The organism is Runella sp. R5_40 (assembly GCF_057652295.1).
Map to the genome: position 1 here is coordinate 1 of NZ_JBYFCH010000043.1, position 24,154 is coordinate 24,154.

General features: G+C 45.4%; 19 protein-coding genes. 10 read left to right on the forward strand and 9 right to left on the reverse strand.

All coding sequences use genetic code 11. The annotated features are described in order from the left end of the window. Positions 1-101: 101 nt before the first annotated feature. Both AC23N5_RS30865 and AC23N5_RS30870 read right to left on the reverse strand, forming a co-directional pair. A complete protein-coding gene (locus AC23N5_RS30865; protein ID WP_487758482.1) occupies positions 102-1,829 on the reverse strand; it encodes a T9SS type A sorting domain-containing protein in 1,728 nt (575 codons plus the stop codon). Positions 1,830-1,922: 93 nt separating this feature from the next. Beyond that, positions 1,923-3,182 (reverse strand): helix-turn-helix domain-containing protein, encoded by a 1,260-nt coding sequence (locus tag AC23N5_RS30870; RefSeq protein WP_487758483.1) that lies wholly within the window; start codon positions 3,180-3,182, stop codon positions 1,923-1,925. Between the two features lie 77 nt (positions 3,183-3,259). Between AC23N5_RS30870 and AC23N5_RS30875 the strand changes: the two genes are divergently transcribed. Then, positions 3,260-4,546, forward strand: a complete 1,287-nt coding sequence (locus AC23N5_RS30875; RefSeq protein WP_487758484.1) for a hypothetical protein — start codon at positions 3,260-3,262, stop codon at positions 4,544-4,546. A 140-nt stretch (positions 4,547-4,686) separates the two neighbouring features. Next, positions 4,687-6,468 (forward strand): ABC transporter ATP-binding protein, encoded by a 1,782-nt coding sequence (locus AC23N5_RS30880; protein ID WP_183971421.1) that lies wholly within the window; start codon positions 4,687-4,689, stop codon positions 6,466-6,468. 17 nt (positions 6,469-6,485) lie between these two features. Here the strand turns inward: AC23N5_RS30880 and AC23N5_RS30885 are convergent, their stop codons facing one another. Both AC23N5_RS30885 and recF read right to left on the reverse strand, forming a co-directional pair. Further along, positions 6,486-6,710, reverse strand: coding sequence for a VF530 family protein (locus AC23N5_RS30885; protein WP_122929281.1), 225 nt, complete (start codon positions 6,708-6,710; stop codon positions 6,486-6,488). A 39-nt stretch (positions 6,711-6,749) separates the two neighbouring features. Continuing rightward, positions 6,750-7,847 (reverse strand): DNA replication/repair protein RecF, encoded by a 1,098-nt coding sequence (recF, locus tag AC23N5_RS30890; protein WP_487758485.1) that lies wholly within the window; start codon positions 7,845-7,847, stop codon positions 6,750-6,752. Between the two features lie 95 nt (positions 7,848-7,942). On the opposite strand from recF, the gene pdhA reads away from it, so the two are divergent. Both pdhA and AC23N5_RS30900 read left to right on the forward strand, forming a co-directional pair. Then, complete coding sequence (pdhA, locus tag AC23N5_RS30895; RefSeq protein ID WP_028526261.1) at positions 7,943-8,962, forward strand: pyruvate dehydrogenase (acetyl-transferring) E1 component subunit alpha; 1,020 nt, start codon at positions 7,943-7,945, stop codon at positions 8,960-8,962. A 92-nt stretch (positions 8,963-9,054) separates the two neighbouring features. Beyond that, positions 9,055-9,786 carry an MlaE family ABC transporter permease gene (locus AC23N5_RS30900; protein ID WP_183971417.1) on the forward strand — a complete coding sequence of 244 codons (732 nt, stop codon included), beginning with the start codon at positions 9,055-9,057 and terminating at the stop codon, positions 9,784-9,786. A gap of 106 nt (positions 9,787-9,892) precedes the next feature. Here the strand turns inward: AC23N5_RS30900 and ung are convergent, their stop codons facing one another. After that, positions 9,893-10,558, reverse strand: coding sequence for a uracil-DNA glycosylase (gene ung, locus AC23N5_RS30905; protein ID WP_487758486.1), 666 nt, complete (start codon positions 10,556-10,558; stop codon positions 9,893-9,895). An 84-nt stretch (positions 10,559-10,642) separates the two neighbouring features. On the opposite strand from ung, the gene apaG reads away from it, so the two are divergent. Together apaG and AC23N5_RS30915 are read left to right on the forward strand one after the other, a co-directional pair. Continuing rightward, on the forward strand, positions 10,643-11,029 hold the full coding sequence (apaG, locus tag AC23N5_RS30910) for a Co2+/Mg2+ efflux protein ApaG (protein WP_028526258.1): 387 nt from the start codon (positions 10,643-10,645) through the stop codon (positions 11,027-11,029). A gap of 59 nt (positions 11,030-11,088) precedes the next feature. Further along, positions 11,089-11,868 (forward strand): O-methyltransferase, encoded by a 780-nt coding sequence (locus tag AC23N5_RS30915; RefSeq protein WP_487758487.1) that lies wholly within the window; start codon positions 11,089-11,091, stop codon positions 11,866-11,868. Positions 11,869-11,905: 37 nt separating this feature from the next. On the opposite strand, the gene AC23N5_RS30920 is transcribed toward AC23N5_RS30915, so the two are convergent. Continuing rightward, the gene (locus AC23N5_RS30920) at positions 11,906-13,186 is read right to left on the reverse strand and encodes an OmpA family protein (protein WP_487758488.1); all 1,281 of its coding nucleotides are present in this window, start codon (positions 13,184-13,186) and stop codon (positions 11,906-11,908) included. Between the two features lie 176 nt (positions 13,187-13,362). Here AC23N5_RS30920 and AC23N5_RS30925 point away from each other — a divergent pair, with 176 nt between their 5' ends. The 3 genes from AC23N5_RS30925 to AC23N5_RS30935 all read left to right on the forward strand — a co-directional run bounded on the left by AC23N5_RS30925 (position 13,363) and on the right by AC23N5_RS30935 (position 17,473). Next, entirely contained in the window at positions 13,363-13,800 is a 438-nt protein-coding gene (locus tag AC23N5_RS30925; RefSeq protein ID WP_028526256.1) for a MarR family winged helix-turn-helix transcriptional regulator, read from the forward strand. Positions 13,801-13,962: 162 nt separating this feature from the next. Next, positions 13,963-16,428, forward strand: coding sequence for a type I DNA topoisomerase (gene topA / locus AC23N5_RS30930; protein ID WP_183971413.1), 2,466 nt, complete (start codon positions 13,963-13,965; stop codon positions 16,426-16,428). Positions 16,429-16,612: 184 nt separating this feature from the next. Next, positions 16,613-17,473 (forward strand): dienelactone hydrolase family protein, encoded by an 861-nt coding sequence (locus AC23N5_RS30935; protein WP_487758489.1) that lies wholly within the window; start codon positions 16,613-16,615, stop codon positions 17,471-17,473. A 240-nt stretch (positions 17,474-17,713) separates the two neighbouring features. Here AC23N5_RS30935 and AC23N5_RS30940 read toward each other — a convergent pair whose 3' ends face one another. From AC23N5_RS30940 to AC23N5_RS30950, 3 genes are all read right to left on the reverse strand, one after another. After that, positions 17,714-20,392, reverse strand: a complete 2,679-nt coding sequence (locus AC23N5_RS30940; protein WP_487758490.1) for a TonB-dependent receptor — start codon at positions 20,390-20,392, stop codon at positions 17,714-17,716. Positions 20,393-20,532: 140 nt separating this feature from the next. Further along, positions 20,533-22,569: a putative porin gene (locus tag AC23N5_RS30945; protein WP_487758491.1), complete on the reverse strand. Its 2,037-nt coding sequence runs from the start codon at positions 22,567-22,569 to the stop codon at positions 20,533-20,535. Between the two features lie 73 nt (positions 22,570-22,642). After that, on the reverse strand, positions 22,643-23,278 hold the full coding sequence (locus tag AC23N5_RS30950) for a 3-keto-disaccharide hydrolase (protein ID WP_183971406.1): 636 nt from the start codon (positions 23,276-23,278) through the stop codon (positions 22,643-22,645). A 106-nt stretch (positions 23,279-23,384) separates the two neighbouring features. Between AC23N5_RS30950 and AC23N5_RS30955 the strand changes: the two genes are divergently transcribed. Beyond that, the gene (locus AC23N5_RS30955) at positions 23,385-24,059 is read left to right on the forward strand and encodes a peptidoglycan DD-metalloendopeptidase family protein (RefSeq protein WP_487758492.1); all 675 of its coding nucleotides are present in this window, start codon (positions 23,385-23,387) and stop codon (positions 24,057-24,059) included. Positions 24,060-24,154 lie beyond the last annotated feature (95 nt).

Genomic DNA, 24,154 nt, shown 5'->3' on the forward strand with positions numbered 1-24,154 from the left:
TCTTTTTCCAGTCCATCCACAAAAATACTGCCTAACACTTTCTTTCTAAAACTCCTAGGCTAAGTGCGTTTAACCTAATATGGTGGTAAAATGAACCCTACTCACTTCAACACCACAACCTTCTGCGAAAACGTCTGATTATCAAGATAAATCCGAATCGTATAGCTGCCATTGGGTAATAACCGGGGTAGTGCACTTGATTTTTCACGCGTCGAAATGTTGTTTTCTTGCAAAACCACCCGTCCGAGGGCATCGAGCAACTCAAAACGCCACGGACTGCCTGTTTGCCCCGTTACTTTCACCACAATGCCCGATTCGGCTGGATTAGGGCTTACAGAGGCAGAAATCCGCTCGCTTGGGGTGAGTTCAATCCCCGTAATTGTCGTGCTTGGAGGTATCACAACTACGCTCGTTTGGCCTACCAATTTATCCGAAAGTTCGTTGAGGTAACATTCCAAATTGGTGTACCCTTCAACCCCCGTAAATTTTTTAGAGAGTTGCGTTCCATTGTGGTCTTGTACGTTGGGATTCAGGCCATTGGCAGTTTCCCAGTCGTTGGGCATTCCATCGTTATCAGCATCGACAGGTGGCGGTGGGGCGGTATCTAACGTAAATGCGTCGTTGAAATAATCAGTACCGTTGATGGCTTGGGAAGCAATCGTGTTTGAGGCAATTGGTGCCAACAAACGCCGATCCATCGGGTCACGGGGGAACGCTCCCACATTTTTGGCAGCATAGGTTGGCAAGTCCGCCGCCATTGTAAGCGTAATTAATGGAAACGAATGGCGCGTTGTGAGGCGTTGAGCCGTGCCTAAACTGGTATTAGGGGCGTTTGTGTTAAAATCATTACAGCAGTAAAACAACTGATAATCTGAGTATTGCGCATATCTATTCAAACGATTTCCTGAAACAAACAGCCGATTGGACGCGTTGGACAAGAAATCGGCCGAGGCTAATGGGCCGTTGTATGTAGAACGAACCACCGAATAGTTGTTGGTAAAATTGAGGTTCAGTCGAAAATTGGTACAATCGCTCCCACCCGACGTACAGGCATTGTACCACGTCTGAATTTGCTGATCCCAAAAAAGATTCGAGGTGATTTCGATATTCAGCGGTGCCGAACTGCAAAACGGTGACTCACACGACAATTCAGGGAAACGCCCCCCGATCCGATTCCAAACATTGTGGTGAATGCTAATATTGTCTTGCGGGTGGTCGGCACGCGAATAATTGACCAACATTCCCCCCAAATGAAAGTGCTCACCGAGGGTTTCGGACAGCATACTGTTTTGAATGGTAATATTGCGTGAATGCGAAATCTGCACACTTTCGTCAATGGCATTGGCAAACGAACAATGATCCACGATGACATTTGAAGCGCCATCGAGTCGCAAGCCATCGTCGAGTACGTACCCTTGGCTGGGCAATGTTTGGGTAGGTTTCGGGCGCGAACGCAAGTGACGAATAATCACATTGCGTGAGTTGGTGTTTTGCTCATAGATTTCGTCCAAAATAATGCCCCGAACAATGATTCCTCCTGGGGAAGTTTGCCCCGCAATGGTAACATCCCCTTTGAAGACTTCGGCGGCACACGGAATCACCCCACTCACTTTGAACAAAATATACTTAGCTCCTGCTTGGTTCAAACCGTTTTGCAGCGACCCAGGCCCCGAACAATTGAGATTGGTTACGTAATAAACGTTCCCACCACGCCCTCCCGTGGCCACCGCTCCAAAGCCTTCAGCCCCTGGAAACGCTGGAATGGTTTGCGCCAAAACTGACCATGAAATACCTACAATCGAGACGATACTCAACAATAGTTTCTGCATACAACTTTGTGTTCTATTTTGAAAACAAAGCTCGCTTTTTACCATAAAATGCAGACCTACAAACACGACAAAAACTGGTACAATCGCGCCAATCTATGATTTTTGGGCATTTTCTTGAAATTCGGAGGGAGTTTGGCCAAAGTGTTTCTTAAAAATTCGGGAAAAATAGGCTGGGTCAGAAAAACCCAATTCATAGGCAATTTCGGCAACGTTTTTTGGAGAAGACACCAGCCAGAGCGCTGCTTTTTCTAGTTTAATTTTACGAATAAAATCCGTGGGAGTCATATCCGCTTCTTCCCGCAGTTGGCGCTGAAGCTGGCGTAAGCTGAGGTTAAGGTGTTCGGCAAGGTCAGACGGAGAAAGTTCTTGCTGAAGGTTTTGCAACACAAATCGCTCTGCTTTTCCAACAAGAGTCGCATCGTCCGCAGCTACGTCTGTGGGTGCAATCACTCGATAGACTTTTTCTTCAATGGTTACAACGGTCGGGAAACGGCGCTTCCATTGCCAAATTCCGAAAGCGATTACAATCAAAACGATGCCTAAACCTACTCCTATACCCTTGGTGAATGTACGTCGAAAACCCGTCCACCAAGTTGCTTCCCCCACCAATGCCGCCGCTTGCCAAGTAGTCGGAAAGCCAAAATCTTTGCCGCCACTGATGCTTTCGTAGTCATAAAAAGGAATAGACGCTTCTTCGTCCAAGGGGCGAATATCGAGGTAATGGTCGGCGTCGTTGAGGCAAATATCCACCTTAAAGCGTTTTTGCATCTGCGGGCGAACTCCCAACGCAGCCCAAGCCACCCGAAACTCAATAAGATACCCCTCGTCTTGATCGGTTTCATCATTGACAGTTCCCTTACGAGCCACCTGATAATCCATCACAAAATGCGACGTCATGGTGTCTTTCGGCACTTTCGATTCGTTTACTTTTATCAAAAACTTATCTCCTCCTCTAAACACAGTTAGGTTTCCCATGGCATCTATAATCAACTGATAATCATCGTCCTCCATCAGTACCTTACTGTTATTTTGGGTATCGATGTAGAACTCCACCCCATCGTTAAACGTAATACGAGGGCTACCGCTTTTATCGTTGGCAAGATTGGTCAAATGGGCATCTTTTACCTCAAAAATGCCGTACAAATACAGTTCATCAAAGCCCAACGCATACCGCATTTCGTTAGTCGATTTTGCCAAACGGCTTTGGGGGCGGTACCTCCGAAAAAACTCCTGAGGCCATTCGTTGGATTGGCCGTCGATGGTTGGGAGTTCGTCAAGGTAGTGAATAGGTAGTTGAGCGCAAGCCCAATGCCCAAGAAGCACGAATACCAGCTGTAACGCGAGTTTTTTCATAGAATTGAGCACAAGTTAGCTATTTTTTGTTTTTTTGTACATAGCCCTAAAATAACAAACCTCTTTCCTTTTGTTGCATGATAACATCGCCCTCCGATTGGCCACTTTGGCGCAAAGTCATTTTTCGTTTCACAGCCATTTACCTTGGTTTTTACTGCATCAATTTCTTTGGTTTTGCGCAGCTGCCTTTAATAAACACGGTGTACGGCATTTATACCGCCGCTGAAAAAGCAGTGATAGAATGGCTCAACCAGTACTTGTTTCATATCAAGGACGTATTAGTGCCCGTGGCGGGTAGCGGCGACACCTCGTTTGGCTACGCAGCATTATGCTTTCATAGCCTCATGGCCCTCGTCGGAACGGCACTTTGGTCGCTGCTCGACCGTAGAAGGCCAAGCTACGAAACTGCCTACTATTGGCTTATTGTAGGGCTTCGGTATTACGTCAGCATGGTTTCGTTCGTGTACGGGATTATCAAAGTGTATGCTCAACAAATGCCTTTTCCCAATTTGAGCCAATTCGCCACTCCCATTGGCGATTTATCACCAATGCGGCTTGCTTGGTTTTTTATTGGGTATTCGCAGCCCTACGAGGTATTTTCGGGAGTGATGGAATGCGTAGCGGGGGCTTTGCTGATTTTCCGACGCACAAGTACCTTGGGGGCATTGGTGGCTGCGGGCGTTTTTCTAAACGTGGCAATGATGAATTTGGCTTACAACATCCCTGTAAAGCTGTTTTCAATGCACTTGTTTGTGTTTAGTTGTATTTTACTGCTGACTGATGCCCAGCGTCTTCTTCGCTTTTTTGTTCTCAATCAGCCTACCGAACCACTGCCTCCTGCGTACGCATTTTCCGAAAAATGGATGCAAACGACCCGTATTTTGTTGAAAGTTGTTTTCATCGGTTTATTTATCGTTTTTCCTTTTTACTCTTCCTACCAATCAAGCCTTCATCCTTTCAACGACGCCCCTCCCAAGGAAGTCTTGACGACGGGTATTTTCGACGTAGCTTCGTTTGAAACCTCAGGGCGAATGGCAACCGATAGCCTCCGCTGGAAGGACGTGATTTTTGAGAAAAACAACAGCGGAAGCATTCAGACCACCGACACGCTGTTCAGAATTCGATACGGACGGGCGTATTTTGGTTATAAATTAGACTCTTTGCACCAAACCATTTCTTTTAAAAAGCGCTCCAGCGATAGTGCTAATTTGTTTATTCTCCAATGCACTTTACCCGACACCAACACGGTTATCCTCAAAGGAAAAGTGCAAAATGACTCGTTGAAAGTAGTATTAAAGAGGAAAAATAAAACATTTCCTTTGGCTAAAAAACCATTTGATTGGATGTTGGAGACGGTACCTTGAGGAATTCTATTTTACAGGCTGTGTGAAAACTACAGATGACATTGGTTTTGTAAGGGAATCAACGTTTATCGCAAACGTTTTCCGTAAAAATAATGTTAGACCATCATACCAAACAGCAAACGTAACCAATTCGCGCGCCTTTGAAAGCACTTGCCCACCTCAACAAATACCTCGTCAAATACAAGTGGTACCTTATTCTTGGAACACTTTTTACCATTATTTCCAACCTTTTTGGCATCATTCCCGCCCAATTGGTTCGCTATGCCCTCGACTTGGTAAAAGATACCCTCGACGTCTATTTTTTGTTTGAAGGCTCCAAAATTCAGTCCAGTTTTTACGACATTTTTGCCTTCAGTATCTTATTGTACGGGATGTTGATTTTGGCCATGGCGCTGCTGAAAGGGGTTTTCTTGTTTATGGTGCGGCAAACACTCATTGTGATGTCGCGGCACATCGAATTTGACCTCAAGAACGAGATTTATGCCCACTACCAAACCCTGCCGCTGAGTTTTTATCGACGCCACAACACGGGCGACCTCATGGCGCGGATTTCGGAAGATGTCAGCAAGGTCCGAATGTACGTAGGGCCGTCGATTATGTACGGCATCAACCTCATTACGCTGTTTATTTTGGTGATTAGTTACATGGTTTCGGTCAACGCCAAACTGACTTTTTACGTTTTGCTGCCGTTGCCTGTCTTGTCGTTGAGCATTTATTACGTCAACAACATCATCATGAAACGCTCGGAGGCATTGCAAGCGCAGCTTTCATCGGTTTCGACGTTTGTGCAGGAATCATTTTCAGGCATTCGGGTGGTCAAAGCTTTCGTTCGTGAACGGGAGCAGCTTCGCCATTTTATCAACCAAAGCAACGATTACCGCAACAAATCGCTTGGATTGACCCTCGTCGATTCGCTGTTTTATCCCTTTATTGTGGTCTTGGTAGGCTTGAGTAACATTCTCGTCGTGTATATTGGTGGGCAGGAAATCATGGCAGGACGACTCACCCCTGGCAACATCACTGAGTTTATTTTGTACGTAAGTATGCTGACATGGCCCGTGATGGCCCTTGGTTGGACAACCAGCCAAACCCAACGAGCGGCGGCGTCGCAGGTACGTATCAATGAATTTTTGACCACCAAAACCGACATTGTTTCGGAGAAAAATACAGTACGCGACATTCAAGGCGCCATCCGTTTTGACAATGTTTCGTTTGTTTATCCCGACACGGGCATCAAAGCCATCAAGCATTTTAATCTAAGCGTAAAAGCAGGGGAAACGGTCGCTATTTTGGGAACAACAGGTTCGGGAAAAAGTACCGTAGCCAGCCTTCTCACGCGTTTGTACGACCCTACCGAAGGGCAGATTTTGGTGGATGGTGTTCCGCTCAAAGAGTATAACCTTCAATCGCTCCGAAGCCAAACAGGCTACGTGCCTCAAGACGTGTTTTTATTTTCAGATTCTATTGCTCAAAACGTAGCGTTTGGAACAACAGGCTTGCCGTTTTCTAAAATTGAACAAGCAGCCAAAGACGCTGATTTGTACACCAATATCATTGATTTCCCCGAAGGATTTGACACCAAAGTAGGCGAACGCGGCATCACGCTGTCGGGTGGCCAAAAACAGCGGCTTTCGATTGCGCGCGCCATTGCCCGCGACCCTAAAATTTTGATTTTGGACGATTGCCTTTCTGCCGTAGATACGCAAACCGAAAACACGATTTTGAGCAACCTCCAACGTATCATGCAAGACCGCACCTCGGTGATTATTTCTCACCGTGTGTCGTCGGCCAAACTCGCCGATTTCATCGTGGTTTTAAACGACGGAGAAATCATCGAACAAGGTACACACACCGAGCTTCTCGAACGAAACGGCTCTTATAAAGAACTATACGACAAGCAGTTGCAAGGCGAAGAGGTGTAAAACACGCCAAACCTTGCTTACTTTTCGTCCAAACTCATCAAATAGAGCGTTTCTACTTTTTGCCTCGCCCACGGAGTTTTACGAAGGAATGCTAGGCTTGATTTGATACTGGGGTCAAATTGAAAACAGCGGATGTTGACGTATTCGGCCATGGTTTCCCATCCATAATGTGCCACCAAATGATGTAACATCATTTCGAGGGTAATGCCGTGTAATGGATTATTGGCTTGCGGATTATTCATACAATTTTAAGGTTATTTTTTCTTCAAAATTTCAATCAATTAGGTCGTTCCTGATACAAAATAACGTACTTCTGCCACCGTATCTTTCAACAACGCTCGCGTTCGTTCGGGACGGGCATCAGTCAAAAATACTTGACCAAAAGTGTCATTTTCAACCAATTGTATCAGTTTTTGGATACGTCGGTCGTCGAGTTTATCAAAGATATCATCGAGCAACAACAACGGCTTCATTTCTTTTTCAATGGCAATAAGGTCAAATTGAGCCAATTTCAAGGCCAACACAAACGACTTTTGTTGTCCTTGCGAACCAAATTTCCGTAGCGCTACCCCATCCATTTCAAACCCAAAATCATCTTTATGGATGCCCATGAGTGTCCGTTGGGCATTCAAATCGCGCGACCTATGCGCCCGAAAATGATCACGAAAATCGAGGTTTTCAACTTCTGATTCGTACTTAATCGTTACGGACTCTCGCCCCTCTCCCAAAAACGAATAATAGTGCTGCACCAAAGGCTCAAAACCTTCCAAAAAGCGCTGACGACGTTCAAAAATTCGGTTAGCGAGCGCAACAAGTGGCTCATCGTACGTATCTAGCAAATCATCGTCCACGTAGCGGCGGTCGTAAAATAGCTTCAAAACGCCGTTGCGTTGCGCCAATAATTTATTGTATTGAAGCAAATTTTGGAGATAATGTTGATCAAGCTGCGACAATACCCCGTCAAAAAAACGGCGTCGTTCTTCGCTCCCATCGCGGACTAAATCAGTATCATTGGGCGCTACCAACACCACAGGGTACAGCCCAATGTGGTCGCTGATACGCTCATACGGCTTTTTGTCGGACAAAATTACTTTTCGTTGTCCGCGCTGCAAACTGCACGTAATTTGGACAGTTTTATGATCTTTCCAGAATACCCCATCCACCATCATAAAATCAGCTTCGTGCTGAATGCTAAAAGCATCTTGCACCTGAAACGCGCTTTTGGTCAGCCCCAACCAATAAATAGCGTCGAGCAAATTGGTTTTGCCACTACCGTTTTCCCCCACGATACAGTTGAGGGAACGACTAAACTCAAAACGTCCCTCTTCGTAGTTTTTAAATCCCATAAGTTGGAGTTTTTCTAGGTATAGCTGTGGCATTGAATGGTTTTATGCTTAATTTCGCGTGGCAAAGATAGAACAGTCAACAGTTCACCGTTCATTGTTTGACCAGAAAACCTTATTTATTGTAAAAAATGGCAACCAAAACCAAAGCAACCCCAGCTAAAATAACCCATCCCAAAGAGAGATACATGTATTGGTATGAGTCGATGTTGCTTCAACGTAAGTTTGAAGAAAAAGCAGGACAACTCTATGGGCAACAAAAAATACGTGGTTTTTGTCACCTTTATATTGGTCAGGAAGCCTGCTCTTCAGGAAGTGTCAGTGCCCTTACCAAAGACGACAAGTGGATTACAGCTTACCGCGACCACGGCTTCCCATTGGCGCTAGGTACAGAACCTAAAGCCATTATGGCCGAGTTGTACGGAAAAGCAACGGGTACGACCAAAGGAAAAGGCGGCTCCATGCACATTTTTGACAAAGAGCATAATTTCATTGGCGGCCATGGTATCGTAGGAGCGCAAATTCCACTAGGTGCTGGTATTGCTTTTGCGGAAAAATACAACAAGACATCAAACCTTTGTATGTGCTTTTTTGGTGACGGAGCCGTTCGCCAAGGTGCACTACACGAAGCGTTTAACATGGCAATGACGTGGAAACTCCCCGTGATTTTCGTCGTTGAAAACAACGGATACGCCATGGGTACGTCAGTCAATCGTACTTCTAACGTGACCGATTTATATACCATTGGCGAAGGTTACGATATGCCATCAGAGCCCGTGGATGGCATGGATGTAGAAGCCGTACACGATGCCGTTAGCCGTGCTGCTGAGCGCGCTCGCCGTGGCGATGGCCCTACTTTCCTCGAATTCAAAACGTACCGTTACCGTGGTCACTCTATGTCTGACCCTCAAAAATACCGTACCAAAGAGGAAGTAGAAGAGTACAAAAAGCGTGATCCAATCGAAATGACGAAAGACCGCATTTTGACAAATGGCATCGCGACTGAAGAAGATCTTGCTGCGATTGATGCCAAAATCAAACAAATTGTGGAAGAATCTGTAAAATTCGCGGAAGAGTCTCCGTGGCCAGATCCATCTGAAATCTTCACGGATATGTACGTAGAACCTGATTATCCGTTTATTGTTGATTAGCCAATGGTCGATAATCCACAGTCGATAGTCCATAGTAATTTTACCATCGACTGTGGACTATCGACTATAGACTATCGACTGTCTCAAAAACCATGAAAACGTTAGGAAGGTATTTTATTTTTTTAGGGTCTTTGCTACGAAACCGTGAGAAGTTTCGGGTCTATGTAAAGTTAGTACTCGACGAATGTATTGAGATTGGTATCAATTCCGTCTTTATCGTGGCAATCGTGGCGACCTTTTTGGGGGCAGTAACTTGCGTCCAAACGGCCGACAACTTAGTAAGCCCTTTCGTTCCCAATTACATCATTTCGCTCATTGTGCGCGACAGTAGTATTTTGGAATTTGCCCCCACTATTACGTGTATCGTACTTTCAGGAAAAGTAGGCTCTCACATTGCAGGTGGACTGGGTACCATGCGTATTACGGAGCAAATCGACGCCCTTGAAGTAATGGGAATCAACTCCATTTCGTACTTGGTTCTCCCCAAAATCGTAGCGGCCATCGTCATGTTCCCCATGTTGGTCATCCTTTCGGGTTTTCTTTCAATCTTTGGAGGATACGTTGCAGGCGTAGCAACGGGCGTCATTACCCCTGAAGACTATATTCGCGGTTTACGTTTCGATTTCCGTACGTTCAACATTCCTTTTGCCCTCATCAAATCGGTCTTTTTTGCCTTTTTGATTACGTCCATCTCTTCCTTCAAAGGCTTTTTTACCCAAGGCGGAGCACTCGAAGTAGGCCAAGCCTCTACCGCAGCCGTAACCAATAGCTGTATTGCCGTTTTGATTGCCGATTATTTGCTCGCACAACTTTTGCTTTTATAAAGAACGTATCGTCTGTGAGTCAGGTTGCTTACAACCTGACCTTATCCCGTTTTTGAATCGGGTTGTGAGCAACCCGACTCACAAGGGCTCACAACCTAACCTCTTTCTACCAACTAATTTCTTCCAGCCCGCGCCCGCGAAGGTAATTATTGGCTTGGCTAAAGTGTTTGGTTCCGAACCAACCGCCGCTGTTGGCCGACATCGGCGAAGGGTGTTTAGCCTTCAATACAAAATGACGTTTGGGGTCGATTATCTTTCCTTTGTCTTGCGCATATCGCCCCCAAAGCATAAACACAACTCCTTCTTTTTTGTCGTTGATACACTTGATGACGGCATCCGTAAAACGCTCCCAGCCACGCCCTTGGTGCGAGCCTGGGCTTGCTTCTCGTACAGTCAGCGTCGAATTGAGCAGCAATACACCTTGCTCAGCCCAACGTTCCAAATTACCCGATACTGGAAACGGCTGCCCGAGGTCTTCCTGAATTTCTTTAAAAATATTGATGAGCGATGGTGGTTTGGTAACACCGTCATTAACCGAAAAACACAAGCCATTGGCTTGTCCGCGCCCGTGGTAAGGGTCTTGCCCCAAAATCACCACTTTTGTTTGGTCAAACGGACATTTATCAAAAGCATTAAACATCAGTTTTCCAGGCGGATACACTTGTTGGGTTTTGTATTCCTCCCGTACAAATGCCACCAAATCAGCAAAATACGGTTGTGCAAACTCCGATTGCAAATAAGCTTTCCACGAAGCGTCGATTTTAACGTCCATTTTTCTAATTTTTGCGTCAACTATTGGTTTTTCAACTACAACGACCTAATTTTGGTTACAAAGTTAGGAAAGTATCAAACAACCATGACATCAGCGATAACAGAAGGTGTGAGAGTTAGCGTTATGACGCAGTATCAGCCCGAGTATTCGAGCCCGGCGCAAGCTCATTTTGTGTTTACGTATCGCATTACCATCGAAAACCACAGCGAGCATACCGTTCAGCTTCTACGCAGGCATTGGCATATTTTTGATTCCAATGGCACCATTCGGGAAGTAGAAGGGGAAGGCGTAGTGGGTCAACAGCCCACGCTCGAACCTGGCGAAATTCACGAATACGTATCGGGCTGTAATCTTCGTACCAGCATTGGCAAAATGGTAGGCACTTATCTCATGGAGCGCCTCGTGGATGGAAAGCAGTTTAACGTTGCCATTCCTGAATTTACCATGATTGCGCCCTATCGTTTGAATTAAAGACAACCTTCTTACCTAATCACCCTATTTTGCAATTACGTTCGCTTTTCAACTACTTTTTGAAAGCTCAAGACGAGCACGGACTTCACTCTCCGTTTGTATTTGATTTGTACCTAAATACAATAAAAAAAGACCCCCAACTCCCTTCTTTTGAGGTTATTGAAGCCATTCGCCAAACGATGCTTCACAGCCAAGAAACCCTCCAAATCACGGACTACGGCGCAGGTTCTCGGGTCAATGCTTCTTCTACTCGACAAGTAAAAGACATTGCCCAGCATTCCAAAAAATCGGCGCGGTTGGCGCGGTTGTTCTATCGCCTCATTCAGCGTTTTGAGTATCATTCTATTTTTGATTTAGGCACCTCGCTTGGGCTGACAACACTCTACATGGCGCAAGCCAATCCCTCGGCCCACATCACTACCTTTGAAGGCTGCCCCGAAACGGCGAGCGTTGCCCAGCAAAATTTTAAGTCATGGGCCAATCGTGCATTGTCTCCACAGCAATCGTTACCCATTCAGACGGTGGTAGGAAATTTGGACGAGACACTTCCCAAAGCCGTTGAAGACACCCAACGCCTTGATTTTGTTTTTTTTGACGCCAATCATCGCTACGAACCTACAGTCAGATACTTTGAAACGTGCTTAACCAAAGCGCACAACGATAGTCTCTTCGTTTTTGACGACATTCACTGGTCGCCTGAAATGGAACAAGCGTGGGAATACATCAAAGCCCACCCATCCGTTTCAGCCACCATCGACTTAGCTGCCGTGGGTTTAGTATTTTTTCGGCAACAACAACCGAAACAGCATTTTGTGCTTCGTTGGCCGTTTTGGAAGTAAAAACAAATGGGCAAAAGGCAAGTTGGCAAAGGGTAATCTAAAGCGCAACAAACTCTACTCGGCGGTTTCTTTTGCGGTTTTCTTCAGAAGTATTGGGAGCAAGAGGGTCAAGAGGGCCTCGACCTCTACTTTCGAGGCGGTCGGCACTGATGCCCTTTGTTTTTAAATATTCGACCACTGCTTGGCAACGCTCCCGCGAAAGTTTGACGTTCAAGTCAAAATCTCCCGCATTATCGGTATGCCCACGGATTTCGATTCGTGCCGTTGGATTTTTTTGTAAAATCGCCACCAACTCATCCAACTGTGGCGCCGACTCTGGGCGTAGCACGGGGCTACTTTGGTCAAAATAAATATTATTTAGCGTAATTACCTTCCCCTTGACCAACTCGCTAAAAGGCGATGGTGCAGGAGCTTTCGGTGGTTCTTTAGAAAATACCGACGTTCTAGGCGGTTCGTTGGTCGCAGCAGTAGCCTTGGGAGCAGCAGGGGGCGGCGTGGTCGCTACCGCAGGAGGTGGCGTAGGGGTTGGCGCGGGTGGTGCAGGAGCAGCGAGAGCAGCCGTTTTATCTAATCGGTACGTTAGTTCGTACGACTTACCAGTCAGCGCCGTTTCTATCGTTATTTGTTTGGTATCAGGAGTGAATCCTTTGGCCGATGCCTCCACTTCCAGTTGCTCTTCGGCATCGTAAGTCAGTTCCGTAAAACCATCTTTTAAGGCCATAAACTCAACGTCATTATTGCTTTTGGTACGTACATTGAGAATACTGCCGATAATGGGTCGATCCGTTGCTTTGTCTAACACCCTAATTTTTAGTACCGATGGTTTTATTTTTTGAAGCTCAAACCCCAACACTCGGTCGTGCTTGATGTCGTTGATATTGGCCGAAGCCTCGGTATATCCTTTGGCCGTCACGTAGATGCTAACGACGGTATTGGGCAAGACATTGATGGAGAAATTTTTATCAGCGCTGTTAAATTTGGGCTCAAACTCCTGGCCTGTTTTTGAATCTTTGGTTCTCAATTTAACCCGTGTAAGCAGCGCATTTGTTTCCACGTCTCGAATCGCGAAGGTAACTTTGATCAATCCCGACTGTTTTTCTGAATCAACAATCTGGGCGTCTTTAACCTTTAACTCCCCTTTGCTATTGTCCAACGTCGATTTTACGACCGTTTCTTTGGTCTTCTTAGGCTTAACCGTATCAGCAATGGTCACTGCCATAAGGGTTTCCTCTTTTTTGGTAAAATAACGGGCTGGGAGAGCAAATGAGCCCCATGCTTCTCCTACACACACCCCCACTAAAAGCAACATCGTCTTCATACAGGCCAAATATCGGGCTTATTTTTTGTTCATCAAACAGTTTTTTCGCACGGTTTTAGTAGCAAATTACCGTCTATCGTGGCTTACGATTTGATAGTCAGATATTCTTGTTTTATTTTGCAAATCAATAGTTAGTAAGCCAACTTGTGTTTCTAGGTCTATAGTAAACGATAAAAATGACTCACCCATCTGATTCCCGTGCTTATTTTTTTAAAATCGACACCACCATTAAGAAAATCAGGAACGTCCTACAAAAGCGTTTTAATGAAGCTGGCTTTGACCTGACCGTGGACCAATGGGTGCTCATCGACCACGTGGCTCGCAACGAAGGAATCAGCCAAAATACCCTTGCCGAGCTTACCACCAAAGATGCCCCGACCGTTACTCGTATTCTGGATTTGCTCGTTAAAAAAGATTTGGTCGAACGGCGCATGTCGGAGGAAGACCGTCGGAAATTTAATATTTATTTAAAACCCGAAGGCCAAAAGACCTTTGAAACGGTATTGCCTGTCGTCAAAGAGATTCGTCGGCAAGGCTGGGGACAGCTCAGCGAGGAAGATTACGGGCATTTTGTTCGGATTATGGACTCGATTTATCAAAATTTTAGCGATTAAAAGTGCGCCTTTTCATCGAAAAAATCCCCTATTCTAGCATTATTTATTACCAGTTAGTACCTGTTTAACCCCTTAAATCGTCTGCCCAAAATAAGGATTTGATATTTTTTACACAAAACCCTCCTATATTTGAAGGCAGAATTGGGACCAAACACACCCTCCATGTCAAAAAACTTAGTAATAGTAGAGTCGCCGGCTAAGGCCAAAACCATTGAAGGATACCTCGGGAAAGACTTCACCGTCAAGTCCAGTTTTGGGCACGTGCGTGACTTACCCGATAAAGATTTAGGGGTAGATGTCAAAAATGGTTTCCAACCCCTCTACGAAGTATCGCCTGATAAAACCAAAGTTATCAACGAGTTGAAAAAGCTTGCCAAGTCTTCCGAAGAAGTATGGCTCGCTACCGACGACGACCGTGAAGGAGAAGCCATTTCGTGGCACCTCAAAGAAGCATTAGGCTTGTCTGATGGCACCAAGCGGATTGTTTTTCGAGAAATTACCAAAACCGCCCTACAAAAAGCGATTCAAAGTCCACGTTCGATAGACATGGATTTGGTCAATGCCCAACAGGCCCGTCGTATTCTCGACCGCCTTGTAGGCTATGAGCTTTCGCCTGTCTTGTGGCGTAAAATCAAAATCGGCAACAACAGCGCGCTCTCAGCAGGGCGGGTGCAATCGGTGGCGGTACGCCTCATCGTAGAACGCGAGCGAGAAGTAGATGCCCACGAGTCGAAATCCACCTATAAAGTAACGGCACGTTTCGATTTGGCAGGGGGCAAAGTATTGGAAGCCGAACTTCCTAAAAATTTTGAAACCGAAGCCCAAGCACGCGCTTTTTTGGAAAAATGTAAAGGAGCCACGTTTAGCATCCGTAACTTGGAAGTTAAACCTGCCAAAAAATCACCCGCTCCGCCATTTACTACCTCTACCTTACAACAAGAGGCTTCGCGTAAGCTGAGTTTTTCGGTGGCCCAAACCATGACGGTAGCTCAAAAACTCTACGAAGCGGGTAAAATCTCGTACATGCGTACGGACTCTACCAACTTATCGGAAGAGGCACTTCAAAAAGCAAAAGACCAAATTACGACGGAATACGGCGACAAATACCACCAACAGCGGGTTTTCAAGACCAAATCAGAATCGGCACAGGAAGCCCACGAAGCCATTCGTCCGACCAATTTTGGAGAACTTAAAGCCAGTAGCGACCGCAACGAGCAACGCTTGTATGAGTTGATTTGGAAACGTGCCATTGCATCGCAAATGTCTGATGCGCAGCTGGAACGTACGATTGCTACCATTGGGATTTCGACTACTGCGGAAGAACTCGTAGCTCAGGGAGAAGTCATTAAATTTGACGGTTTCTTAAAGGTATATCTGGAATCGAAAGACGACGAGGAAGAAGATACCAAAGGAATGCTTCCTCCGCTCAACATTGGGCAGGTGTTGGCCTTAAATATTCTTAAAGCAACGGAGAAATTTTCACGTCCAAAACCACGCTATACAGAAGCGAGTTTGGTGAAACAACTGGAAGAAATGGGCATTGGGCGACCATCAACCTATGCGCCTACGCTTTCGACCATCATTCGCCGCGAATACGTGGTAAAGCAAGACAAAAAAGGACAAGAACGCGAATACAATGAGCTTTCGCTCCGCAACGACCAGCTTACCGAAACCAAAGGTAAAGAGACGTTTGGGGCCGAAAAATCAAAACTTTTTCCCACCAACACAGGCATGGTGGTGAATGACTTTTTGGTGGACTTATTCCCTGACGTCGTTGATTTTTCTTTTACGGCTAATGTCGAAAAAGAATTTGACGAAATTGCCGAAGGTAAACTGTCATGGCAACAAATGATTGATGGTTTCTACCAAGGTTTTCACCAAAAAATCGGGGATGTCGAAGGCTCAAACATCGTTAAGAAAAATACGGTTCACGACCTAGGCATCGACCCTAAAAGTGGGAAGCCCGTTTCGGCACGTATCGGCAAATTTGGCCCATACGTTCAGATTGGCGAAAACATCGAAGGGGAACCCAAACCACAATACGCCAACCTCAAAAAAGGGCAGTTGGTAGAAACTATTTCGCTCGAAGAAGCACTCGAACTCTTTGCCCTACCGCGCGAAGTTGGGTTCTTTGAAGACAAACCGATGATTGTGGGGGTTGGGAAATACGGGCCTTACGTAAAACACGACGATAAGTTTTATTCGCTCGACCGCAACGACGACCCTTATACCGTAGGCGAAGAGGCGTGTGTACTGGCCATTAAGCTCAAACGCGGCGACCTTGCCAACGAAGGTGAAGGACTCGGCGAGTTGGAAGGAAAGCCAATGACCACTGGCACTGGGCGATACGGGCCGTTTATCAAGCACGATGACAAATACTATTCGTTGCCTAAAGGCGCTAGTTTACAACGCCTTACCCGCGAAGAAGCACTGGAAATCATCCAGAAAAAGCGGGAAGCAGAAAGCAACAAAGTCATCAAAGAATTTCCCGAAAACACAACGGTCAAGGTACTCCGTGGCCCTTACGGCCCTTATATTGCCGTTGGAAAACGCAACATCAAAATACCAAAAGATACCGATCCAGCGTCTCTTACGTTGGAAGATTGCCTAAAACTAGCAGGTAGCTAGGACTTGGCAATCTCAATTTAAGCTATTTTTTGAAAGTGCGGGCGGTTATTCATAACCGCCCTTTTTTATGTAAATTTTTTAGGATAGAAAGCTTTGAAATCGCCCAAAAAACAAGTAGTTTTTAACCAAAATTGTGTTATTAACTTACTCAGAATCAATACCCATTGCTAAACTACTTACCATCATGGATCAACGCATTATTAACCTCTTCGACGAGTACACCCACAAACCCCTCAAGCGCGAAGATTTTTTTCAACGCCTTACTTCGCTCACGGGCAGCACCGCCGCTGCCATGGCCGTTTTACCGCTTTTGGAAGTCAATTATGCCAATGCAATGACGGTCAAACGCAACGATGAGCGTCTTACGACCGAGTATGTTACTTATCCAGGAGAAGAAACCCAAATGAAGGGTTACTTAGCTCGCCCAGCAGGAACTGGCAAATACCCTGCGGTGGTGGTCATTCACGAAAACCGTGGACTTAACCCGCACATCGAAGACGTTGCTCGCCGCGTGGCTTTGGCGGGCTTTATTGCCCTTGCTCCCGACGCCCTCTCGCCCTTTGGAGGAACACCCAACGGAGACGACGAAAAAGCACGCTCTTACTTTGGACAACTCGACGCCAAAAAGAACCTCAGTAATTTCATCAAAGCTTTTGATTACTTAAAAGGCCGTGCCGATTGTACGGGCAAAACTGGCTGCGTTGGATTCTGTTGGGGCGGTGCAATGGCCAATCAGCTTGCCGTAAACGTGCCCTCGCTCAACGCTGCCGTCGCTTACTACGGACGCCAAGCCGACGCAGCCGATGTCCCTAAAATCAAGGCGTCGTTGATGCTCCACTACGGGGGTCTCGACGAGCGCGTAAATGCGGGTATCCCTGCCTATGAAGAAGCCCTCAAAAAAGCAGGTACTGATTACCAGATTTTTGTGTACGAAGGTGCCCAACACGCTTTCAACAACGATACCGCACCTACCCGCTACAACGAAGCTGTGGCTAAACAAGCTTGGGAACGAACGATTGCGTTGTTTAACAAAAAATTGAAGTAAATCTCAAAAAAGCAGGGTTGTAAGCAACCTTTGTCTCGGGAGGTTGTGAGCAACCTCCTTCACACAAAAAAAGCGGGGTTGTAAGCAACCCCTGTCACGGGAGGTTGTGAGCAACCTCCCACACACGAGTAAGCAACCTCCTCAATACCAGCAAATGGTTTTGGCATCCAAAGCAAAAGCCCCTCCGATTGCTCGGTAGGGGCTTTTTTCTAACGATATGGATATAATCAAAAAGCTGTCCTAACCACCACGGCGTCCACCCATGCCGCCTCCACCACCTTGGCCACCGCCATCGTTGGAGTTATCACCGCCTTGTTTCGAGTCGTCGTTGTTCACGCTTTTCTTACGTTGGAAGAAGTTGCCATCAAACGACATCTTACCAAAACGCTTGCGGAACGTAATACGGAAACCACGGTTGTACATGTAGTTAACTTGCTCCTGAGTAAATACGTTACCCGGTGTGCTGCTGCTTAAATTAGTACGCTGTTTGAAGGCATTTTGCAAGAAGTTCTCAGCTCCAAAGCCAAGGCTTGCTTGTTTCTTTTTGAATTCTTTCAAAATGTTGAAGCTATAGCCCATAAATCCACCTTGCGTTCCTTGCAACTGAATTTCACGAGCACGTCCAAATCCGAACAACTGCGCGCTCCAGTCTTTCCCTAATTGGTACTGTACTTGTCCAAAAAGGTTAAATGTCCAGTTTTGGTTGCTGATTCCCAACGCAGGGCTGTTCAACATGATATAACGCACATCGAAGTTACCATTGATGGTCAATCCACGGGCTGGTTTTACCATCGCAAACACGTTAAGTCCGTACGCACGGTTGCTTCCAATGTTTTGGAAAGTTGTTAACAGAGAATTGTTATTCACAACTACCGTTCCAGTACTTACACCTTGTGCCAAAGTCAATTGGTTAAACAATTCTTGGCCACCACGATAACGAACCGTCTCAATCGAGTTGTCGGTCATACGGGTATAAGCTGAGAAGTTCAAGGTCGTTGTTTTGAAGAACGTACTCAAGTTTACTTCAAAGTTGTTGGTGTATTCAGGATTCAAGTTCGGGTTACCAAACGAGATATTGAAAGGATCACTTTGTGAAACGTTAGGATTCAAGAACTGAATCGAAGGACGCTGAATACGACGGTTGTAGCTGAAACGGATTGTTTTTCCGCCTCGCAAGCTTTTCGATACCGTCAAACTTGGAATCAATGAGCCAAAATCAGGTAAGTTTGTTTCTGGCGCATCTTGGTACTTAGCAGCTAACTGCGTGTATTCGTAACGAAGACCTGGTTTGAAACCCCACTTGTTTTTGGTTTGGAACAAGAAAGATAGGTAACCCGCATACACGTTTTGGTCGTAGCTAAATACGTTGGTACGAAGTGGATTGGCTTTCAATATACCTGTTCCTGTGCTGTCGTAATTGAAACGGAAATCACTTTCGATGTGGCGCAAAATCATTTTAGCCCCTGTTTCGATTTGTACGTATTGGCTCAACGGGTCTTGGTAGTCAATTTGTACTGTGCGTTCTTGCGTCTTGCTCTTGTTGGGGTTACTTTCACGGTAAGTGATTTCGCCTACTGACAATCCTTGATACAAATCACGCGTGTAGCTGTTGTCACCTGCATTTTGGCTAAACTGCGCTAACACACTAAATTCTTTTCCTTCTTTCTCATATTTGCGGGTATAGTCCAAGTTGAGGTCTAAGTTATTCCCCAAGTTTTTGGTGATAATTTCATTACCAAACGTTGGCGTTTTTACGCTATTAATGAAGCTATACGACTGCTGATTATTTTCGAGGTTAAAAGCACGACGGCTATTGCGGGCACTAAACGTAAGGCTATTTTTAGCATCAATCGAGTAGTCTAAGCTCAACTGAACGTTTCCAAAACCACCCAACTGCTGACCATCATTTTCTTGACGTGTACGCAAAGTTTCACCGTTGGCAAGTTGGCGGCTGATGTCGATATAACCACCCGTTGGCGGGTACATCATACGACCACCTGCATTGAGGCCAACCCCCAATTTCTTGGTACGCAAGTTGACGTTTCCAAACAAGTTACTCGAACGATTACCGCCCGCAATGTCAACCGACCCTGTGATTCCTTGAAGGTTGTTTTTCTTGGTAATGATGTTGATAATCCCTGCCGAACCTTCCGCATCGTATTTTGCTGAAGGCGACGTGATTACTTCAATCGTTTTGATTTGGTCAGAAGGAATCATTTTCAACGCATCGGCTACGCTGTTGGCAACGATGGTCGAAGGCTTGCCATTGATAAGCACGCGAATGTTTTGGCTTCCACGCATCGACACGTTTCCGTCCAAATCCACCGAAAGCATCGGCACTTTACGAAGTACGTCTCCAGCGTCACCACCTGCGTTAGAAATATCTTTTTCGGCGTTGTACACCAAGCGGTCCACTTTGTCTTCGATAAGGGCTTTTTCACCTTTTACCGTTACTTCAGTCAGCGTAAGTACATCTGGTGGAAGGCTCACATTGCCTAAGTTTTGCTCTTTTTGTCCTTTACCAATGGTCAATTTAGCAACTTCGGTGTTTTTGTAACCGATAAAACTTACCACAAATTTAAAATCACCATCGGGCACACTCTTTAACAAAAATGCACCTTTCACATCCGTCACTGTTCCATCGACAGGCTTTCCTGACTTTACATCAAAAATGGCCACAGTAGCATACTCCACTGGCTTGCCTGATACTGAGTCAACCACAATTCCTGAGATACGACCGTTCCCTTTAGGAAGATCAGGCAACGCTTTCTGTTGTTGATTCATTCCTCCCATTGAACCGTTGCGATCCCCTCCTCTTCCCATACCACCACCACCAAAGCCTCCTCCTCCTGGGAACTGAGCAGAAGCGGCGTAATTCATACCTAAAACGGCTGTTAGAATGTAAAATATTCTCTTCATTGTTGTATTTATAAAAAGTCTGTCTATCTCTTAGACAATAATTCAAGTACAAATGTTGCTGACTCTCTGTTAGTATTCAGAGAAAAACGACCAAATGCAAGGTCTGGACGACTAAATGGGGGTAAATTATAGACGAACTATTAGTCAAATAGCGGCCAATTGATGCCAAAGCCCAAAGAGCGTCCCACAACGGGATAAAGGGGAGTAGAGAAATAGCCACGGTTAAAAGGCCCTTGAAAACCTTGACCCGCGTTGGCCATTTTGATAAATAACCGCACACGGTTGATACGGGCATTGATAAAAAACTCCGTATAAACCACGCCTTCGGTTTTAATCGAATTTTGAAGATGAAATTGCTGGGTCAAAGGCATATATGCATCCGCATAATACGTTGATTTATAGTGGATTTCTGCCCCTAACTGCAAGAATAATACTTTATAATAAACGAAGTCAAAAGTAGCTCTAAAGTTGGCCATGAAGCGAGGAATCCGCAGTACGTTGTCGTTCGACACAAGTGTGTAGTAGGTCTGGCTCAAAAACTGAAATTTCCCAGGTTTCCATTGCGCCAATGCCCCCACTTTTATTACACTAAAAGGCGACGTAAATTGTCGTACCACCGCTGCCGTATCATAATAAATATAATTGCTAATCAAATGATAATCAAGGCGTGGGCTGAAATGGACTTTTTTGGTATTGAGGTTAATCTGCCCGTAAATAGTGTTGGAGTTGACCAATCGAAATTGATTATCCCAACGAAGGTGATTACTATTATAATACTGTTGAAGGAAAGTAGGCGACGACAAAGACGTGAGATAACCCACAGAAAACCATCTACTTACGATATCGCCTTTTATTTTAAAGTCTTTTCCTAGAAGATATTCAAATTCGGCAGTAGCGCGCTGGGTGCTATCTTTCAAATAATAAGCCAACCAAAGACCCACAAAGTTTTCAAATCTCCTGTGTTTGCTACTTCCATCTGTATTTGCCGACAAAAGAGAATCTAACACAATGCTGCGAGGTATTTGATTATGCTTTTCTACCATGTTCATCAAACGCACTCGGTAATGGGCGCGGTAATTGAAGCCAAGGTAACGGCCTTTTATCCCAAATTTGTTTTCAACCAGCCTAAATGCAACTTGCTGACGGGTACTTGCCGAATTGTAAATATAAGACCTAGACTGGAGGGTATTTATTTTTTGTAAAGTTGGTATCTGGTAGGTAGAATCATAGTAGTAATTATTGTAAAAACCGTATCGACTCCCCTGCGATAAATCGCTGTCAGAATAAATATCAATGGTTCTTTTATAATCAAACACATGATACACCTGAAAACCCTGCGCCAATACGTATTGCTGGTAAATATGCCAATTGTTACGACGTTCCCACGATTGAGCCGTTTTTAGAATTGCCGACGGGTTGTTGTATTCTATCGTCCCATCTGACCGAAAATTCAGTGTATCCGACGACATCCCGCCTTGCTCGTATGCACTGTGATTCAGGTGGTTAAACTGACCCATTAGCAGGTATTTCTCGTCTTTGGAACGATAATTTCCGTGAAATACAAAAGCCCAGTTTTGCGTCAGATTGTTTTGGGAATCGCTGGTACCGCTCGTGCCGAAGTACTTGTTGGTTGTAAAACGCTGGGCGTTGATACCCAAATTGAGGCGAGGCGTGATGTTTTGGCTGTGGTCAAAACGGGCAATGTTTTGCCCTAAACCACCCAATGCTAAATACAGATTGGTGTAGGGAGACTTCGTATCAAAATACTTAACATCCTGAACAGCATAAGCGTAGGGCGTGTACGCATCGTACCCAAACTGCGTTCCAATCTGCTCAATAGGGCGGTAGAAGAGGGAACGAGAAGCCGTTCCCAAATTTCCCAAATCGACCAGCTGAAAATCAGCCCGCTGGACGAAATTATAGCGATGAAAACCGTCGTAAGACGTGTCTATGGCATAGAGCGTCTTGCGGTTGTTGAAGACATCTTCTTCCAAAAAAAAGCGCGACGTATGCGGCCCATAAATCATTTTGGTCGAATCGTCGAGTTTGACTTGTCCACCTTGACCTAAGCCACCTCCCCCGCCGCCGCCAAACGACCCGTTTCCTGGCATACGAATTTGGCCGTAGCTTACTGCCGACCAAATGCTACAAACGATGATGAATAACCACTTTTTCACACCGCAAAGTTAGCATAAGTTTCTGCTCAATGCGTTTTCAAAAAGGATTTAAGAAAATTTAACCAATCAAAAATTAATCTGGCAGTATCTTTACCATGATGTCTTTGTACATCACTTTGCTTTTGGGGTCGTGGGCTTGGAGGGCAAAAGTACCGTTGCTGATTTTACGGCCTTCCGTAATTTTCTGTCCTACTTCCTCAGGTTCGGTATAGTCAATCACCGTTTTGTCATTGATTTTGACCCGAATACGCTTGCCTTCCACGATGATGTGCTCGGTGTACCATTCGTTGTCGTTGACAAACACATCTTTCAAATCTTGCACGCCATAAACACTTCCTGTACGGCGCCAGTCGGTATGTGAGTTATTTACTTGAATTTCGTATCCTTTGGAAGGCCAGCCTTTTTCTTGGTACTTAGTATGAATGTACATACCAGAATTGGCACTTGGGAAGGTCATTACTTGGGCTTTGTATTCAAAATTTTTGAAGTCGTGGCCGTTGATTTCGCCGTCGTAAAACAAGTGACCGCGCGGGCCATTGACCACAATAGCGCCGTCTTCGACTTTGAACGAACTCGCATTTTCGCCTACTTTCCAGCCTGCCAACGATTTTCCGTCAAAAAGTGAAATCCATTTTCCTGTTTTTGCTTTTTGGGCAAACCCAGCCGTCGCCAAAAAGAGTAGTGCGACAAGACTAACCGTTTTTTTCATCTTTGTTATGGATATAAAGGTTTAAAACTGTATAAGGATGTCGAGGGGTTATTACTACTTTTGTTGTGTCAATTCTTTTTGTCAACCATCGTAATTTTAACGTGTTTTGATTGAGCAACTACTTCTTCGTCATGACTTTGCGCCTGTGGTTCCTTTTCAGTGGTCAAAAGGCAACTACCTTGTGCTTGATTTTACGGACAACAATCCCGACCTAGCCACCGTCGATTTGCAAAACAGTGAAGCTTTTTCGGACTATGTTTTTGGAAAGCTGCAACAAGCCAAAGTGGTGGTAGGCGTAGGTGGCTATAACGAACACCGCACGATTTACCGCCGCAGTGCGCATTTCCAACAAACCGACGAGCCGCGTTGTATTCATTTGGGCATTGACATTTGGGCGTCGGCGGGTACACCCGTCTTTGCCCCACTCGACGGCAAGGTGCATAGTTTTGCTAATAATGCTAACTTTGGCGACTACGGTCCAACGATTATTTTGGAACATCAACTTGAAGGAACGACCTTTTATTCGTTGTACGGCCACCTCAGCGAAGAGTCCTTGCGGGGATTGTACGAAGGCAAGGTCATCGAAGAAGGGGAACGTTTTGCGAGTTTTGGCAATTACCCTATCAACGGCGATTGGCCGCCTCACCTTCATTTTCAGCTGATGACAGCTATGCTTGGCCTCAAAGGCGACTTCCCTGGTGTGTGTTCATTGGCAGAACGGGAAAAGTTTTTGCAACTTTGTCCCAATCCTAATCATATTTTGAAAATCGAAGAACTGTAATAGGGAGTGTCGAGGGTCGAGTGCAGACGGGGTCGCCCTTTAGGTTTGTACTATGGTAAAATTTCAAGATTGAGTATTTTTAACAAACAGTACCA

Bases quoted from the DNA above. Each gene is read 5' to 3' on its own strand.
- AC23N5_RS30865 (WP_487758482.1), bottom strand. From the start codon at position 1,829: ATGCAGAAACTATTGTTGAGTATCGTCTCGATTGTAGGTATTTCATGG.
- AC23N5_RS30870 (WP_487758483.1), bottom strand. From the start codon at position 3,182: ATGAAAAAACTCGCGTTACAGCTGGTATTCGTGCTTCTTGGGCATTGG.
- AC23N5_RS30875 (WP_487758484.1), top strand. From the start codon at position 3,260: ATGATAACATCGCCCTCCGATTGGCCACTTTGGCGCAAAGTCATTTTT.
- AC23N5_RS30885 (WP_122929281.1), bottom strand. From the start codon at position 6,710: ATGAATAATCCGCAAGCCAATAATCCATTACACGGCATTACCCTCGAA.
- recF (WP_487758485.1), bottom strand. From the start codon at position 7,847: ATGCCACAGCTATACCTAGAAAAACTCCAACTTATGGGATTTAAAAAC.
- pdhA (WP_028526261.1), top strand. From the start codon at position 7,943: ATGGCAACCAAAACCAAAGCAACCCCAGCTAAAATAACCCATCCCAAA.
- AC23N5_RS30900 (WP_183971417.1), top strand. From the start codon at position 9,055: ATGAAAACGTTAGGAAGGTATTTTATTTTTTTAGGGTCTTTGCTACGA.
- ung (WP_487758486.1), bottom strand. From the start codon at position 10,558: ATGGACGTTAAAATCGACGCTTCGTGGAAAGCTTATTTGCAATCGGAG.
- apaG (WP_028526258.1), top strand. From the start codon at position 10,643: ATGACATCAGCGATAACAGAAGGTGTGAGAGTTAGCGTTATGACGCAG.
- AC23N5_RS30920 (WP_487758488.1), bottom strand. From the start codon at position 13,186: ATGAAGACGATGTTGCTTTTAGTGGGGGTGTGTGTAGGAGAAGCATGG.
- AC23N5_RS30925 (WP_028526256.1), top strand. From the start codon at position 13,363: ATGACTCACCCATCTGATTCCCGTGCTTATTTTTTTAAAATCGACACC.
- topA (WP_183971413.1), top strand. From the start codon at position 13,963: ATGTCAAAAAACTTAGTAATAGTAGAGTCGCCGGCTAAGGCCAAAACC.
- AC23N5_RS30935 (WP_487758489.1), top strand. From the start codon at position 16,613: ATGGATCAACGCATTATTAACCTCTTCGACGAGTACACCCACAAACCC.
- AC23N5_RS30940 (WP_487758490.1), bottom strand. From the start codon at position 20,392: ATGAAGAGAATATTTTACATTCTAACAGCCGTTTTAGGTATGAATTAC.
- AC23N5_RS30950 (WP_183971406.1), bottom strand. From the start codon at position 23,278: ATGAAAAAAACGGTTAGTCTTGTCGCACTACTCTTTTTGGCGACGGCT.